At 56.8% G+C, this 15,255-nt stretch carries 16 protein-coding genes; 5 read left to right on the top strand and 11 right to left on the bottom strand.

All coding sequences use genetic code 11. From position 1 onward, the window contains the following. Positions 1-31: 31 nt before the first annotated feature. Genes ASQ50_RS09975 through ASQ50_RS09965 form a run of 3 tightly spaced genes read left to right on the top strand, consistent with a single transcriptional unit; the run spans position 32 to position 4,867 of the window. Positions 32-652: a type IV toxin-antitoxin system AbiEi family antitoxin domain-containing protein gene (locus ASQ50_RS09975; RefSeq protein ID WP_058092831.1), complete on the top strand. Its 621-nt coding sequence runs from the start codon at positions 32-34 to the stop codon at positions 650-652. A gap of 47 nt (positions 653-699) precedes the next feature. Next, positions 700-1,605 (top strand): nucleotidyl transferase AbiEii/AbiGii toxin family protein, encoded by a 906-nt coding sequence (locus ASQ50_RS09970; protein ID WP_058092830.1) that lies wholly within the window; start codon positions 700-702, stop codon positions 1,603-1,605. Continuing rightward, on the top strand, positions 1,598-4,867 hold the full coding sequence (locus tag ASQ50_RS09965) for a type I restriction endonuclease subunit R (RefSeq protein ID WP_058092829.1): 3,270 nt from the start codon (positions 1,598-1,600) through the stop codon (positions 4,865-4,867). Before ASQ50_RS09970 ends, ASQ50_RS09965 begins: the two co-directional genes overlap by 8 nt. Here the strand turns inward: ASQ50_RS09965 and ASQ50_RS21800 are convergent. The 10 genes from ASQ50_RS21800 to ASQ50_RS21635 all read right to left on the bottom strand — a co-directional run bounded on the left by ASQ50_RS21800 (position 4,842) and on the right by ASQ50_RS21635 (position 11,956). Then, positions 4,842-5,120, bottom strand: coding sequence for a type II toxin-antitoxin system HicB family antitoxin (locus tag ASQ50_RS21800; protein WP_068351466.1), 279 nt, complete (start codon positions 5,118-5,120; stop codon positions 4,842-4,844). The two genes, ASQ50_RS09965 and ASQ50_RS21800, sit on opposite strands and share 26 nt — an antisense overlap. A gap of 79 nt (positions 5,121-5,199) precedes the next feature. Continuing rightward, on the bottom strand, positions 5,200-5,649 hold the full coding sequence (locus ASQ50_RS21010) for a hypothetical protein (RefSeq protein ID WP_156509997.1): 450 nt from the start codon (positions 5,647-5,649) through the stop codon (positions 5,200-5,202). A 10-nt stretch (positions 5,650-5,659) separates the two neighbouring features. Further along, positions 5,660-6,007, bottom strand: a complete 348-nt coding sequence (locus tag ASQ50_RS09955) for a hypothetical protein (RefSeq protein ID WP_058092828.1) — start codon at positions 6,005-6,007, stop codon at positions 5,660-5,662. A gap of 54 nt (positions 6,008-6,061) precedes the next feature. Then, a complete protein-coding gene (locus ASQ50_RS09950) occupies positions 6,062-6,580 on the bottom strand; it encodes an Hcp family type VI secretion system effector (protein ID WP_058092827.1) in 519 nt (172 codons plus the stop codon). A gap of 204 nt (positions 6,581-6,784) precedes the next feature. Continuing rightward, positions 6,785-8,515, bottom strand: a complete 1,731-nt coding sequence (locus ASQ50_RS09945) for a bifunctional protein-serine/threonine kinase/phosphatase (protein WP_058092826.1) — start codon at positions 8,513-8,515, stop codon at positions 6,785-6,787. Then, positions 8,512-9,348: a formate/nitrite transporter family protein gene (locus ASQ50_RS09940; protein ID WP_058092825.1), complete on the bottom strand. Its 837-nt coding sequence runs from the start codon at positions 9,346-9,348 to the stop codon at positions 8,512-8,514. Before ASQ50_RS09940 ends, ASQ50_RS09945 begins: the two co-directional genes overlap by 4 nt. A gap of 296 nt (positions 9,349-9,644) precedes the next feature. After that, positions 9,645-10,385 carry an energy transducer TonB gene (locus ASQ50_RS09935; RefSeq protein ID WP_058092824.1) on the bottom strand — a complete coding sequence of 247 codons (741 nt, stop codon included), beginning with the start codon at positions 10,383-10,385 and terminating at the stop codon, positions 9,645-9,647. Next, positions 10,382-10,792 carry an ExbD/TolR family protein gene (locus tag ASQ50_RS09930; protein WP_058092823.1) on the bottom strand — a complete coding sequence of 137 codons (411 nt, stop codon included), beginning with the start codon at positions 10,790-10,792 and terminating at the stop codon, positions 10,382-10,384. The genes ASQ50_RS09935 and ASQ50_RS09930 overlap by 4 nt, the downstream gene beginning before the upstream one ends. Continuing rightward, positions 10,789-11,184 carry an ExbD/TolR family protein gene (locus ASQ50_RS09925; protein ID WP_058092822.1) on the bottom strand — a complete coding sequence of 132 codons (396 nt, stop codon included), beginning with the start codon at positions 11,182-11,184 and terminating at the stop codon, positions 10,789-10,791. Before ASQ50_RS09925 ends, ASQ50_RS09930 begins: the two co-directional genes overlap by 4 nt. After that, entirely contained in the window at positions 11,171-11,956 is a 786-nt protein-coding gene (locus ASQ50_RS21635) for a MotA/TolQ/ExbB proton channel family protein (RefSeq protein WP_058092821.1), read from the bottom strand. The genes ASQ50_RS09925 and ASQ50_RS21635 overlap by 14 nt, the downstream gene beginning before the upstream one ends. Positions 11,957-12,111: 155 nt before the next feature. Here ASQ50_RS21635 and ASQ50_RS09915 point away from each other — a divergent pair, with 155 nt between their 5' ends. Continuing rightward, the gene (locus ASQ50_RS09915) at positions 12,112-13,881 is read left to right on the top strand and encodes a cache domain-containing protein (protein WP_227513301.1); all 1,770 of its coding nucleotides are present in this window, start codon (positions 12,112-12,114) and stop codon (positions 13,879-13,881) included. A 15-nt stretch (positions 13,882-13,896) separates the two neighbouring features. Then, positions 13,897-14,466 carry a GGDEF domain-containing protein gene (locus tag ASQ50_RS21735; RefSeq protein WP_227513300.1) on the top strand — a complete coding sequence of 190 codons (570 nt, stop codon included), beginning with the start codon at positions 13,897-13,899 and terminating at the stop codon, positions 14,464-14,466. Here ASQ50_RS21735 and ASQ50_RS09910 read toward each other — a convergent pair. Continuing rightward, complete coding sequence (locus ASQ50_RS09910; RefSeq protein WP_058092820.1) at positions 14,463-15,230, bottom strand: TSUP family transporter; 768 nt, start codon at positions 15,228-15,230, stop codon at positions 14,463-14,465. The genes ASQ50_RS21735 and ASQ50_RS09910 overlap by 4 nt on opposite strands. Between the last annotated feature and the right edge of the window lie 25 nt (positions 15,231-15,255).

Below are 15,255 nucleotides of genomic sequence, written 5' to 3'. Positions count from 1 at the left end.
CTGTCACCAGATATCAATAAGTGGTGACGGTTTGTCTGACTCCGGCTCCGCCCGAACTTCCCGGGCGCAACTCCAAACCCTGTTCCGCCAGCACGGCGGACAGCTTCGCCTGAGCGAGGCACTGGCCCGGGGCTTTAGCCGGTATCAGTTCTATCAGCTCCGGGACGAGGGTCTGATTGAGCCGGTCAGTCGTGGTCTGTACCGGCTGGCGGACCTGCCTCCTATAGAAAACCCGGATCTGGTGACCGCCGCGACGCGTTTCCCCCATGCCGTGCTTTGCCTGATTTCCGCGCTGGACTGGCACGGCATCACCACGCAGGTTCCCCACCAGGTGCATCTGGCGGTGGAGCGGGGTGCCCGCCTGCCGGTACTGGGCTATCCGCCGGTGGCCGGGTACCGATTCTCCGGGCAGGCCTTCAGTGCAGGCATTGATCAGGTAGACGTAGATGGCATTACTCTGAACGTGTACAACCCGGAGAAAACCCTGGCGGACTGTTTCAAGTTCCGGAACCGCATCGGCATGGATGTGGTGCTGGAAGCGCTGGAACTATACCGCACCCGGAAAACCTTTCGGCCCGGCAAGCTGATGGCATACGCCAGAATCTGCCGCGTCGCCAATGTGATAGCACCTTACGTGGAAGCCAAATTCTAGGTGAGCGCAGCCGGTCAATGGAGTTACCCTAGTGACAGGAGATCACCATGGCAAAAAACACCGCCGCGTCTGTTCGACAGAAACTGCTGAATAAATCCCGGGCTGAAAAGCGCCCCTTTCTGGAGCTGTTGCAGTATTACGCCATGGAGCGGTTTCTCTATCGGCTCAGTCAATCGCCCCACAACGGCTGTTTTACCCTTAAAGGAGCTTTAATGCTGTGGGCCATGCAGGGGCCGACCAGCCGACCGACCCGGGATATCGATATGCTGGGGCAGACCAGCAATGAGCCAGAGGCGATTCTTGCCCAGGTGCGGGACATTATTGAGACTGAGGTGACGGATGATGGCTTGTGCTTTGATGCGGATACCCTGAAAGCAGAGGCCATCACTGAAGATGCCGACTACCAGGGGTTGCGAGTGACCTTTACCGGCTTTCTCGACAACGCCAGGATACCAATGCAACTGGATATTGGCTTTGGTGATCCTGTATTTCCGTTCCCTTCCTGGCTGGAGTTTCCAACCTTATTGGATTTTCCGGCTGCACGGATTCAGTGCTACACACCTGAATCGTCTATTGCCGAGAAGTTCCAGGCGATGGTGAACCTGGGTGAGCTGAACAGCCGGATGAAGGACTTTTACGATATCTGGCTGCTGTCCCGCCAGCACAAATTCCGGCTGGAAAACCTGAAGGGTGCTGTTGACGGCACCTTCCAGAAACGCGGGACCGAAATCCCTGAAACCAATCCCTTTTCTGCCGCTTTTGTGGACAGCAAACAGCCAAACTGGCAGGCTTTCCGTAAACGCCTTGGCCAGGACCATGTGCCGGAGGCATTTTCGGAAGTTGTAGAGGCGGTGGTTGAGTTCCTTGGACCGATGATGGACGGTAACGTCGCGGACGCCCCCGAGGAAATCTGGCATCCACCCGGTCCATGGAGTCGGCAGGCCGATGGCTAGTTTTATTTCGGAAGACAATATCGAGCAGGCGCTGTTGCAGCGCCTTCAGCACATTCATGGTTTCAATGTGCTGGATTGCTATACCGCAAAGCCGGAAGAACTGAACGATGGCTCTCACCGTGCCGATAAGCGGGATGTGATTTTCCCGGCCGAGTTAAAAACCGCCTGCCTGGAATTGAATTCCGACATCCCTGAAAGCAAGATCGACGAAGCCATTGAGCGGGTGATGAACCGGCGCGCAGCAATGTCTCCGATTGCTGCCAACCGGGAACTGTATGATCTGATCCGGGATGGCGTGCCGGTGCAGTTTGATGATGAGAGAGGCATCAAACAGCACGACAAAGTCCGGCTGGTTCATTTCGACGATCCGAAACAGAACCGCTGGCTGGCGGTCTCCCAGTTGTGGATCAAATCAGCGGGCCAGGCCCCCAAAGCTGCCTACCGTCGCCCGGATGTCATCCTGTACGTTAACGGGCTGCCCCTGGTCTTTATCGAACTGAAGAACTCCAACGTGCGGTTGCGCAATGCCTTCGAGGATAACCTGCGCAATTACCGCCACGACATTCCCCAATTGTTTCACTGTAACGCCTTCTGCGTGCTGTCCAATGCCCTGGAAACCCGAGTGGGCAGCTTCACTGCTGGCTGGGAACACTTCTTTAACTGGTTCCGGGTGGAGAGCGAGAAGGAGGCGGTAAACCGTAAGGAGATTACCGAGCAGGCCACCAGCCTGGAGCACGTCGCGGACGGTTTGTGCGAAAAGTCCCGCCTGCTGGATTACGTCGAAAACTTTATCCTCTTCCACAAAGGCGAAACCAAGATCATTGCTCAGAACCACCAATTCTTGGGTGTGAACAACGCCTATGAGCGTTTCCGTAAACGCAGCGAATACGACGGCAAGCTCGGGGTGTTCTGGCATACGCAGGGCTCGGGTAAAAGCTTTTCAATGATTTTCTACGCCCGCAAGATTTTCCGGAAAGCGACGGGTAATTTCAGCTTTGTGGTGGTGACTGATCGACAGGATCTGGACGGGCAGATCTACCGGAACTTCCTCAATACGGAGACGGTTCGCAAAGAAGATGCAGCGCAACCGGCCAATGCCGAGGAAATGCGCAAGTTCCTGGGGCAGAACAAGAAGGTGGTTTTCACCCTGATCCAGAAGTTCCGGTACGAAAAGGGACGCAAGTACCCTCGGCTGTTCGATCCGGACAAGGAAAACCGGGAAATCATCGTGATGGTGGATGAGGCCCACCGCACCCAGTACAAGAACCTGGCGGAAAACATGCGGGCAGGACTGAAGGGTGCGCACTTCCTGGCCTTTACCGGCACACCACTGCTGGGGCGCGACCGCAAGACCAGCAGCTGGTTTGGCGATTATGTGTCTGAGTACAACTTCCAGCAGGCCATGGAGGACAAAGCTACTGTACCGTTGTTCTATGAGAAACGGGTGCCGAAGGTTCTGATCCAGAATGACGATCTGGGGGACGAGTTCTACGAGTTACTGGAGGGCGAAAACCTGGACGAAGCCCAGCAGGAGAAGCTGGAGAAAAAGTACGCCCGTGAACTGGAAGTGATCAAGCGGGACGACCGCCTGGATACCATTGCTCGCGACATCGTGTACCACTTTCCCCGCCGTGGTTATCTTGGCAAGGGTATGGTCATCACGCTGGACAAGTTCACCGCCGTGCGCATGTACGACAAGGTCCAACAGCACTGGAAAGACGAGCAGAAACGCTTGCTGAAGCTGATGAAAGAATCGACCAACGAGGTTGAAAAGGCCCGTTACAAGAAAATCAGGGATTACATGAAAACGGTCGAGATGGCCGTAGTGATCAGTGATCCGAAAGCGGACGAGGAGAAATTCGAAAAGCAGGGCCTGGATATCAAGCCGCACACCAAGCGCCTGGAACAGCTTGACGAGCACATGCACGATGTTGAGTATAACTTCAAAGACCCGGAGCACCCTCTTCAACTGGTGTTCGTGTGCGCCATGTGGCTAACCGGGTTCGATGCGCCCACCGTATCCACGCTTTATCTCGACAAGCCCATGAAGGGCCACACCCTGATGCAGACCATAGCCCGGGCGAACCGGGTGGCTTCCTATCGCGTCAAAGGCCACAGCGGTGATCTGGTCGAGAAGAAAAACGGCGAAATCGTTGATTACTACAACGTGTTCCGCAACATGCGCAAGGCACTGAAAGATTACGCGCAGGGCGCGGATGGCGAGGAGCAGCCGGTTCAGGAAAAGTCTGAGCTCTTTGAACTACTCGATGATGCGGTTGGCCAAACACTCGAGTTCTGCCGGGAGCGGGATATCGAGCTGAATTCAGTGTTTGAGAAGCAGGATACCTTCAAGAATATCGGTTTCTTTAACCAGGCAGCCGATACCCTTCTGAGCAACGAAGACTGGCGCAAGCAGTTTAACGTTTACGAAAACACTGTGACGGCGCTGTATGAGGCTTGTAAACCGGAAATCTTCCAACAGCATGATAATCAGCGGATTGCGGCAATCCAGTACCTCCGTGGCGTGGTGGATGCGCTGTTGGAGCAGGCTGATATTGATGAAGTCAGTCAAAAGATCTCGGAGCTGCTGGACGAGAGTGTAGTGGTGGACAACGCCGAGGCGTTTAACATCAAGGAGCACCGGGCTGAATATGAGATCGTCCAAAAAGGCCAGGGTTGGGACCTGAGCAAGATCAACTACGACAAGCTTCGAGAAGATTTCAGGAAAGCCGAGTACAAGCACATTGAGATCGCTGAGTTGCGTGCTTTTATCGAAGACAAGCTGCAGCAGCTTTTGGAGCAGAACCGCACCCGTACCGACTTTGCCCAACGGTTGCAGGAGATCATCGACAAGTACAACTCCGGCAGCTCCTCGGCAGATGCGTACTATGAAGATCTGGTCCAGTACGTTGGTAACATTCGGGAAGAATCAGAACGGCATATTCGTGAAGGTCTCAGCGAGGATGAGCTGGAGATCTACGACCTGTTGAGAAAGGAAAAACTCACCAAAGCCGAGGAACAGAGAGTAAAGCTGGCGGCAAAGGATTTGATCATCCGACTGTTGGAAGGCCATCCGAAAGTGTTGGTTCAGGATTGGTGGAAAGATGGCCAGACCCAGCGTGCGGTTAAGGCTGCCATTGAGGAAGTTCTGGATAAAGACCTGCCGGAGAGCTACGACCGTGTGGCGTTCAAGGAGAAGTGCGACAACGTTTTCGAGCTGGTCGTGGAGTTTGCGGCTAGTGGTCGGAAGTGGGTTGCCTAAGTTCCCCGGATTCTGTATTGAAGAGCATCCAAATGCCCCCTTGAAAATCGTAGCGCGCCTCAAGTGAGGATATGGTGGAGGGTGCAGGTGGCTCTTCTGCTGTACCCTCCATGCTCAAACGAAAGGCATCAAGCATATGAGCCGGTAGGTCATCCCACTCATCAGATGCAGCAAAACATCCGGGGATATCGGGTATCTCTGCGCCGTAGGCAGTTGTTTCATTGCCTAAAAAAATATAGACAGCATAAATCATTTGCGTTGTTTTCTGACAGATAAAGAAAATAAAATTTCGGTTACAAGTTTTTTCTATGCAAAGTTACAAGCCGGCTGCACTACTCCAAAATTTTTGCGCCATTTATCCGCAATGACGTTGAGCTTTCAGCTGGCCCCTGAAATGTAATAAGTGATTGAGCTTGGCTGTTCGGTACGATGAATACGGTTCTAAATTCTCCCTGAACTACTCCAAATACCTGGGCTTCGGGAATCTGCTCTATCCAAACTGGTTTGATTGAGCCCTGACTTGCGCTCTCAAAGAGGGTCAGTGAAGTGTCGATTGCTGAACCTGAGCTTACTGAACTTGGGATGTCTTCTGATTTCACAAAACCTACGATCCGGTCATTTCGTAGAAACAGAAGTTCGTCATCCCTCATCTTTACAGAGGAGAACATCTTATCTGGTACTTCTATGGTTAATTCGCTGTATGGTTGAATCACCAATGAAGAGTGCGATGCACAGCCGGAGAGAAGAAGTACAAATGCTAAAGCTAGGCCCATCCTTGGCATGGTAGGAATCTCATCTTAATGTCGTTTCGATAGAGGATCTGAACTGGCTTGAACGAACAGTTCGACAGACCCAGCTTACCTTCACTTCGTTCAGCAGAAAAGGTTTCCCTGCCTCGCGAATCAGGCGTAAAGCCCATTGCGTGATCCTGCGTGTTGGTCGTAGCAGGTCCTGTGGAGACGGAATAGCATCAATCCATCTACTGCAATCAACGGTTTCCACGAGCATATGGGCGATAGCGCGAACGGTTTCTTCGGTTACACTGCTTTCAGTGAACCCCGAAGCAACAGACTGGCCGTAGAACGCCCCCATGATAGCTCTGATTTTATCAATGTCTTCGGCGGTTATTTGGCTTTCCATAGATTCATCCTTGAATAAAGCACAAGGGCTCCCGCAGGAGCCCTTGTGGGGTCATTACGCCTCGATCGGTGTACGCCAGTCGTCTGCACCGGAAGTACCGGCAACGGCATGCTCCCAGGTGACCTTGCGGTAAGACAGGGAAACGGTTACCAGCTGGGTGAAGTCAGCGTTGGCGGCGTCCTGGCAGTGGGGCATGTTGCAGTTGATGTCGATGATGGTGGCATCTTCCAGGATGGTGGAGAAGAAGTGCTCCTGCTTGCCTTCTACGGAAGTGCGGTACCACTTGAGCTCTACCTTCGGCAGCATTTCGCCGGAAGCCAGGGCGTTGTACATCAGCGGGGTGGCTTTGTTCAGAGCAGAAGTGAACTTGAACGGCTTGTGTACACGCTGGCCGGAAGGCTGACCAGACTGCGGGTCAGTCGGAACGGTGACAACGTGGCTGAATTCCTGAACCAGCACTTCGTCTTCGTGACCTTCAACGTAGATGTTACCTACGGAGTCGGAAGTGAATGCGCCAGCGGTGATGTTACCCTGAGTTTTACCTTCGATGCTGATATAACAAGGAGTTGGCATAGTCTGCTCCATGACGTTTAAGTGAATGTTTGTCCCCGGGCTGTTCCCTGGACGCGCTTACTGGTTACAAGCGCTGTGCCAACTCTAAAAAAACGATTGAATACAATCGCCTAAGTAATTTGTGGCGACACTGAAATTTGTCGTGAGCAAACCCTTGCTTGGCCCATGGGCGAGCTTTTGCTGGCCGGGCAAAAAGTTGCCCGCTCAGGGGCGCCAGGCGAATGATGCCAGCAAGGCGAGTAACAACAGCGCAGACGTTCCCTGCCAGAAGGCCACCGGGTGGCGCTCCATCAAGGGTTTTTGGTGATGCTGCTGCCACTGTGGATTGGGTTGGCGCAGGTCGAACAGGAACTCCGACAGGGCCGGGTAGCGTTTGTGGGGTTCCGGGTGCAGGGCACGGGCCAGGGCGTGGTCAATCCAGGCTGGCAGGTCCTCCCGGTGCAGGCGAGCGGGATGGTATCTAAGCTGACGCAACTGGCGGTGATTGCGAATACCCGGTACGCGGGTGCCGTAGGGTAGCTGGCCGGTCAGCATCTGATAGGCGATTACGCCCAGGGAAAACTGGTCCGCCTGCCAGCCGGTAGTTTCACCGAGAAAGGCTTCCGGGGCGCTGTAAAGTGCAGCGCCACGGGGCCAGGTGGGCTCATCGTGGTCATGGAGTTCCTGCAGGCCGGCGATGCGGGTGGCGCCGAAGTCGATGAGCACCACGGTGCCCTCGCCGTTGATCAGGATATTCTCCGGTTTCAGGTCCTGGTGCACCATTTCCAGACGGTGAAACGCCCGCAACCCCCGGGCAATCTGTTCCACCAACTGGCGCACGGTTTCCAGTGCCGGCGCCGGGTGGTCCAGAAGCCATTGCCGCAGGCTGATGCCCTGAACGTACTCGGTGGCCAGGTACAGGCAGCTGCGTGGGCGTTCCGGCGCAAACGCTTTCACCACGTGAGGGCTGTCGATGCGCTGGGCTACCCATTGCTCGGTGGCAAATTGCTCCAGCCCCGCCGGGTTTTCGCGCAGTTCCATGGCCGGCACTTTCAGGGCGACTTGCTGATGGCTGGCGTCATCGACGGCCAGGTAAACCTGGCTGCGGCTACTGGCGTGAATCGGCCGCACAATACGATAACCATCCAGTACCTGCCCCGGTGCCAGTTCCCGGGCGAAGGGCAACTGCTGAACATCCCGTGCGACTTCGTCGCTGCTCTTTCCGGCGGCAACCGAATTTACATGAACCAGCTGCACACTCAGATTATCGTCGCTGCCAGCGGCAAGAGCGCGGCAGACCAGCTCTCCGGCGGCGGCGTCCAGGTCGTCACCGGCCGCACGGATAATGCCGGCCATGTCACGCTCGGTCAGATGTTCATAGACGCCGTCAGTCGCCAGCAAAAAAGTATCACCCGGCCATACCGGCACCGCCAGGTAGTCGATGTCGACCTGCTGGCTCAGCCCCATGGCCCGGTTCAGGCAGCTGTCTTCCTGTGACAACCATACCCGGTGATCGGTGGTTAGCTGCTCCAGCGAGCCCCCCTGCGACCGATAAATACGGGCATCGCCAACATGGAACAGATGGGCTGTCGCCGATTTCAGTACCAGCACACTGAGGGTGCAGACGTAGCCCCTGTCCTGATCATAACGGTAGCGGCTTTGCCGGGTCTGGGCGTGCAGCCAGGCGTTGGTAGCCCGAAGCACCCGCTGGGCAGACTGTTTTACGGACCAGCTGTCCGGTGTCGCGTAATAGTCGTTCAAAAAGCCCGCGACGGCCGATTCGCTGGCAATATGGCTGACGTTGCTGGAGCTGATGCCATCGGCAATTGCCACCGCGATACCCTTGGTGCCCAGCTGATGGTCGCCCGGGATCACCAGTCCATGAAAATCCTGGTTGACCGGCTTGGGCCCCGGGTCAGTGTGCTGGCCGGTGGAGACCGCGAGCTGTGAGGTCATACCGCATTGGTGTTAAAGCGTTCTGGCAGAGTGCGCTTGGGAGCCGTGCGCACATGGGTGGCATAGAGGGTCAGACCAGTAAACGACAGGCCGCCAACCAGGTTGCCCAGTACGGTGGGAATTTCGTTCCAGACGAAGTAGTCCATGATGCCGAATTCACCGCCCATCAGAAGGGCAAAGGGGAACAGGAACATGTTGACGATGGAATGCTCAAAGCCCATGTAGAAGAACAGCATGATTGGCATCCACATGGCCAGCACCTTGCCCTGTACCGTGGTTGAGATCATCGCCCCGACCACGCCCATCGACACCATCCAGTTACAGAGTACGCCCCGCAGAAAAATGGTAAACCAGCCGGCCACACCATGTTCCGCGTAGCCTAGCGTGCGCTCTTTGCCAATGGCAGCAATGCGGTCGCCAACCACGCCGGGTTCGGTATTAAAGCCGTAGGTGAAGACAAAGGCCATGATGACAGCGACGGTTAAAGCGCCGGCAAAGTTGCCAAGGAATACCCAGCCCCAGTTGCGAAGAATGCCGCGGGTATCCACCCCCGGGCGTTTGTCCAGCAGTGCCAGGGGGGTGAGCATGAACACCCCGGTGAGCAGGTCAAAACCCATCAGGTAGAGCATACAGAAGCCCACCGGGAACAGCATGGCGCCAATCAGCGGGCTGCCTGTCTGAACGGCAACGGTGACTGCGAATACCGCTGCCAGGGACAGAATGGCGCCAGCCATGAACGCTCGGATCAGTACATCCCGGGTAGCCATGTAGATTTTTGATTCACCGGTGTCCACCATTTTGGTGACAAATTCCGAAGGCATGATGTAAGACATAGGTTATCCCCTGGTTCCTTCTTTGCCCGCTTTTCCGTGGGCGAAAAAAAACGACGACGCCCATGGGCTGCCGTGAATGGCAGGCATGAGCAGACGCCGTCGTCTGAAAGATTGCTGTTTGGGCAGACAAATTCGATCTGCTGACCAGGACTCAGCAGGCACCGTGCCAGCTCTGGGCTTTTCGGGGAAAAGGCTTTTATTTCAGTAAGTAATAAAAGGACGGCGGGCTGTGTGCCCGGGACGATGTTTGCCGGCCTGCACCGACTCAGTGCGATCTGCGCTTCTGTGGTGCGGGTTCAGCGCAAGCTGAAGCGAACGGGCAGCGCGTAGGTAAACGTCTGGCCGCGCATGGTGTCCGGAACCTTGGGCAGGGGCGCTGCCTGGGCGAGCATCTGCATGGCTGAGTCATCAAGCAGTTGATGCCCGGAGCTGTCTCGCAGCGAATGGCTGACCAGCGAGCCGTCACGGGCAAATTCGAAGACGATCACCGGGGTGCCTTCCTGCCCGAGGCGGCGGGCCCGCCGGGGGTATTCGTAATAGCGGGCCAGGTGGCGGCTGAGTTTGCTCAGGTAGCTGTCGACATCGCTGGAATTCCCGGCGTTCTGGAGGGGTATCGCATCCTGGCTGTTATCGGCATCTGCTTCCTCCCCGGCTTCTTCTACAGCCGCTGAATCCGTGGGTGCTGGCGTGCTGGGCTCGCTGACTGGCTCGGCAACGGGCTCTGGCTCCGGAGCCGGTTCTGGCTCGGGTTCTGGCTCGGGTTCTGGCTCAGGTTCTGGCTCGGGTTCTGGCTCAGGTTCCGGTGTTGGCTCGGGTTCCGGGGTGGGTTCCGGTTCCGCCACGGGCTCCTGTTGAGGTTCTGGCGATTGTCGGCCAGCAAGGCTGATCCGGATGGCCGGAGCAGTGTTGACAGCGCTGTCGCCCAGCACCGGAAGTTCCATGGGTTCGTCCGGTGCCATCAGCGCCAGTGTGGCTACCGTCGCCACAATGGCGGCGGTCAGAATCAGAGTTTTCGGTCCCCGGCCTGCGGTTGTCATGCCCCAGGCTCCGTCAGTAGCAGCACATCGGTGTAACCGCCGGCTTCCAGAACACCCAACAGGTCTTCCAGGTCCGCCATGGTGAGGCTTTGGTCGGCGGCAATGCGCAAAGACGCCTGATCTTCAGGTTCGGGCAAACTTGCCAGCAGTCGGTTCCGGCTGACCGTTTCTCCACCCACTGTCCAGCTGCCATCGGCCTTGACCATCAGATCTGCCTCTGGAGCGCGCTCTTCTTTCAGCTGCGAGCTTCCCGGCAGTTCCGGTAATGGGTCTTCAGTGAGCTGGCCGGCAACAATAAAGAACATCAACAACAGGAACACCAGATTGATCAGCGGCAGCAACGCATCTTCAACACGTTCCAGCAGACCTTTTCCGGAGGTGGCGGGGGGTGGAACCAGGTCGGTCATGATTCGGGTGTGCCGCGACGTTTCCAGTGGGGGGTGATGCCGGCGTTATCCAGCGTGCTCAGCGTGCGGGTAAAGCTGGCCAGGCTGGCCTCCGGAGCCGTCTCGAGGTTCGCTTCGGAAACGCCGGCGGCGGTCAGGGCCGGCACCAGCTCCTGCAGGCTGTAGCGGGTGTTCTGCCAAAGGATGCGGCCATCTACCTCTACCCGGAGTTCCGGGCGGGGGTCGCCTGCGGTGGTGCTGCGCTGGCTGGTGTCGTTGCCCAGTTCCAGGTAATCCACAGGTAACAGCCTGGTGGTGAGCATGAAAAACACCAGCAGGATAAACACCACATCAATTAGTGGTGTAATCCGGATCGGTATGGGTCTGTTTGGTCGGGGCTCAACCAGCTGCATGGGCAAAACGCGGGTTGTCTGCGGTGTCGTAGCTATGGCTGGCTTGAGCGGCCTGCTCCGAAGCAACTGTTGATTGCTCGGTAACAGGCTGCGGCTCTGTGGCCGGCAGCACGTTAAACACGCTTACCAGGGTGCTGTTAATAACCTTGTGAATGCGTCGCAGGCGAAACTCCACCCACGCCGCCAGTGCCGCAAATGGAATGGCAATGACCAGGCCTGCGGCAGTGGTGGTCAGCGCTTCGTAGATACCGCCACTGAGCTGGCTGGCATTGGCACGACCATCGGTTGCGGCCATGGCGCTGAAGGCTTCCATCATGCCCATAACCGTGCCCAGAAGGCCAAGCAGTGGCGCCAGGGCTGCGATCACTTCAATGATCTTGAGCGGCGCTTCAAAGGGTTCCAGAGCGTGTTGGGCATCCCGCACGGCGGTCTCCCGAACCGCTGTGGTGTTTGCGGTGCCTTTGCAGGCCGACATGGTATTCACCATCAAATGCATCAGAGGATTACAACGGCCCAAAAAGCCTGCCTGCTCCCGCACCTTTTCGGGCCGGGTATCTGCCGGGGAGGACTGCCACTGCTGGGTAAGGTGCTTCAGCTTGCGGGTGTATCGGGGTGCGTACAAGGCGCCGAAAAGCATCAGATAAACGAAGGTGACGAGGCCAATAACGGCAATGGCGATGAGCACAATCATCACCGGTCCGCCCATGTCGATCAGTTGGGCAAGGGGGCCGTGCTGGGCCAGTGCGGCGGATGCAGGGCTGATGGAATCCATACAGAATCGCTCGGAAAATGAAAATAGATCTAAATAATAACGATTATCACTGAAATTACAAGCGGGAATCTGATTGGAAAAACCTGTCTGTGCTACACTTTCATAAAGTTCGTAGAATGCGGTGTGTATGGTTTGGACAGCATGAGGTTGGTTATTTGATAAAGTTGTGGTTTGCGAGTCTGGCGAATCGGGCAGTTGCCCTGGTAGTGGCTTTTGTGTTGGTGACCGCGGTTGTGGTGGCCAGCATTGGTTCTGCGCTGAGCCGGGCTGAACTGGAGCATCAGGCGCACCAGCAAGTGGAAGCGATTGTCGAAATGGTGGCTCGTGACCTCGACCAGAAACTTGCCCTGCGGCGTGACGTTCTCTCTCACGTTGCCAGTGAAATCCCGGCCTCCGAAGCCCTGCTCCGGAATCGGGCGCGAGTGATACTGCGCCAGCAGGCCTCGTTGCTCAGGCTGTTTGATGCTCTGTTTATAATGGATGCCGAGGGTAAGCTACTGGCCGCCAATCCCCTTGATTACCTGATCCCCAGTTTCAATGCCTCGGAACGGCCATACTTCAAAGCCGTTTCCAGCCAGCTAGTGCCGATTATCAGCGAGCCTTACCTGACTCACATTGATGGTGAGCCAGGTGTAATGATTGCCGCGCCACTTTTTGATCACCGTAAACGTTTCACCGGCATGATTGGCGGGTTGATTCTGCTCGATGGTGACAACTTCATGAGCGATATCTCCGGGATTCGTGTGGGGGATGCAGGCTATCTGCGCCTGATAACCCGGCAGGGGGTGGTACTGGCTGATGGCCGAGACGGTCGGGTTATGGTGCCGGTGGATGCCGGGCAGAGCTCTATTGTACGTGCCATGGAGGGCTTTGAAGGTACACTTCGCGATGAGTCTGACCAGCAAATGCCGACCATCACTGCCTATGAGCAAATGGCCCAAGTGCCTTGGTTTGTGGCGGCGGTCTGGCCCGAGACGGATGCCTTCGCGTCGGTCAATCGTATGCGCGACGCTTTCAGTTGGACACTGCTGTCGGTACTGGTTGTGTTGGTCCCCCTGGCATTCTGGTTCTTCCATCGCTTGTTGCGGCCACTGCGCGATCTGAGCTTGCAGATCTATCAGCGTCATACCGGGGAACGCCAGATGCCGGTCTCGGAAATCGGAGGGCGGGAAATCCGGAATGTAGCCCGGGTTTTCAACATGGTCCACCATGAGCGCGACGAGATTCTGCGATCATTGGCGGAGCGGGAGGCGTTCTTCCGTTCACTGACCCAGGATGCCCCCATTGGCATTGTCCACTCCAATATTCTCGGCCGGATTGAATTTGTTAACCCGGCGCTGTTGAACATTCTCGGTGAAACGGCTGAACAGGTTACCCAGCGCTACCTTACCTCGAAAGTGGCGGATGAAGATCGCGACACAGCATTGGCGGGCTGGCGCCGGGCATTGACCCGCCGCAGGTTTTATCGCGGACGCCTGCGGTTGCTGACCACCCGTTCACCGGGGTATGTCTGGGTAGATACCATGACCTCGGTCATTGACCTGCCGGACCAGACGCTTGGCACCATCACGATTGTGCGGGATGTCACCCGTGAAATGCGCTTTGAGCAGGCGCTCCGGGAAGAGCAGCAGAGGGCCGATTCGATCCTGGATGTGTTGCAAGAAGGCGTTCTGATGGTCGACAAGGCAGGCCTGATCCGGTACGCCAACGACGCGGCCGGCGAATTTCTTGCGTTGGGCGATGATTGCATTGGTGAGAACTTCTTCGAGACCGTGACCTTTCGTTATGACAACCACAAGATGGAGCCGGAGGAGTTTCAGGAAGGCGAGGAAATCGATAACCGGTACGTTACTCTGGAAAACTCGCAGGGTCAGGTCTTCGACATTGATCTCACCATGTTGCACTTGCGCAGGGGTGAGCATTAGGAACGCCTGGTCTTTGTGCTGAGGGACGACAGCGAACGGCGTCGGGAAGAAGAACGACTCTCCTGGGAGGCTACCCACGATGCGCTGACCCAACTGGTGAACCGCAGGGCTTTCACTGCCGCGTTGCTGAAAGCGCTGGCTGAGGCGCCACACCAGGCGACGCCCCCTGTCTTGATGATGATCGATCTGGATCATTTCAAACCGGTCAATGACCAGGGCGGCCACCTGGTGGGCGACGACCTGTTGAAACGCCTGGCGGAGCTGTTCCAGAGCGCGGTTCGCCAATCGGATACCGTCGCTCGGTTGGGTGGTGATGAATTTGCGGTTCTGTTGCCCGGATGTGGTCTGGAACGGGCCGAAGCCCTGGCAGAAAACCTGCGCAGCCGGGTCGAGGCGCTGAAAGTCCAGCATGATGGCCGTTCTTTCGGTGTCACTGTAAGCATTGGGCTCACGCCGGTGTCTGCTGGCGACAGCGGCCCGAGGGAGGTCATGGCACGGGCGGATGAAGGGTGCTATATCGCCAAATCTCGGGGGCGCAATGCGGTGGTCTCAGTGCCCGCCCCGCCTGACGACACGGGACTTTAGGTCAACCAGCCGGCGGACTCCGCCGCTTGCCACAGCAGGCGCAGCGCCAGCAGTGTCAGTACCAGGTTGAAGGCGAGGCTGAACCACCGGTTGGTGATGGATTTCAGAACGTGCAGCCCCAGCCAGGTGCCGGTGAAGCCGCAGGCAATCATGGCGAGAATGAACAGCAGCCAGTCCGAGAACACGAATCCGGCAACCCCGAAGACCAGCGCTTTGGGCGCATGTTGCAAGGTCATTGCAGCGGCGAAGGTGGCCACGGTTTTAAAGCGATCCCGGTGAATCTGCTTGATAAAGGCGGCCACCAAAGGGCCGCTGGCGCCCACAAACAGGCTAACAAAACTGGTAACGGCGGAAGCCACGAAAATGCCAATCGGCCCGAACGATGCTTTGGGCAGTTTCGGCCCCCAGCACAGGTACAACACGAATAGGGCGATGAACAACTGCCAGAGGTGCGCGGGTAAATCCACCAATAGCCAGGCGCCCACGGCTGCGCCGGCGACCACGCCGGGCGTGAAGGCAGCAATAACCTTCCAGTCGATGTGGTGCCGGGTCAGCACTGCCCGGCCGGTATTGGAGCCAAGCTGAATCATGCCATGCACCGGAATTATCGCCGCCGGTGGCATCCAGGATGCCATCAGCACCAGCAGCAAAACGCCACCACCGGCACCGAGCACAGCGGTCAGCATTGAGGTCACCGCAGAGGCCAATAGCAGGAAAATAGCAATGCTCGGGCTAATGGCCTCAGGAAACAGGGTCAGGTCCATGGAACTCACTTTGGGATTGGCGTAA

The organism is Marinobacter sp. LQ44 (genome assembly GCF_001447155.2).
Taxonomy (GTDB): domain Bacteria; phylum Pseudomonadota; class Gammaproteobacteria; order Pseudomonadales; family Oleiphilaceae; genus Marinobacter.
This window is presented reverse-complemented; position numbering and strand designations above follow the sequence as displayed.

Coding starts and splice junctions, on each gene's coding strand:
- ASQ50_RS09970 (WP_058092830.1), top strand. CDS start 700: ATGGCAAAAAACACCGCCGCGTCTGTTCGACAGAAACTGCTGAATAAA.
- ASQ50_RS09965 (WP_058092829.1), top strand. CDS start 1,598: ATGGCTAGTTTTATTTCGGAAGACAATATCGAGCAGGCGCTGTTGCAG.
- ASQ50_RS21800 (WP_068351466.1), bottom strand. CDS start 5,120: ATGATTTATGCTGTCTATATTTTTTTAGGCAATGAAACAACTGCCTAC.
- ASQ50_RS21010 (WP_156509997.1), bottom strand. CDS start 5,649: ATGCCAAGGATGGGCCTAGCTTTAGCATTTGTACTTCTTCTCTCCGGC.
- ASQ50_RS09955 (WP_058092828.1), bottom strand. CDS start 6,007: ATGGAAAGCCAAATAACCGCCGAAGACATTGATAAAATCAGAGCTATC.
- ASQ50_RS09950 (WP_058092827.1), bottom strand. CDS start 6,580: ATGCCAACTCCTTGTTATATCAGCATCGAAGGTAAAACTCAGGGTAAC.
- ASQ50_RS09945 (WP_058092826.1), bottom strand. CDS start 8,515: ATGACCTCACAGCTCGCGGTCTCCACCGGCCAGCACACTGACCCGGGG.
- ASQ50_RS09940 (WP_058092825.1), bottom strand. CDS start 9,348: ATGTCTTACATCATGCCTTCGGAATTTGTCACCAAAATGGTGGACACC.
- ASQ50_RS09935 (WP_058092824.1), bottom strand. CDS start 10,385: ATGACAACCGCAGGCCGGGGACCGAAAACTCTGATTCTGACCGCCGCC.
- ASQ50_RS09930 (WP_058092823.1), bottom strand. CDS start 10,792: ATGACCGACCTGGTTCCACCCCCCGCCACCTCCGGAAAAGGTCTGCTG.
- ASQ50_RS09925 (WP_058092822.1), bottom strand. CDS start 11,184: ATGCAGCTGGTTGAGCCCCGACCAAACAGACCCATACCGATCCGGATT.
- ASQ50_RS21635 (WP_058092821.1), bottom strand. CDS start 11,956: ATGGATTCCATCAGCCCTGCATCCGCCGCACTGGCCCAGCACGGCCCC.
- ASQ50_RS09910 (WP_058092820.1), bottom strand. CDS start 15,230: ATGGACCTGACCCTGTTTCCTGAGGCCATTAGCCCGAGCATTGCTATT.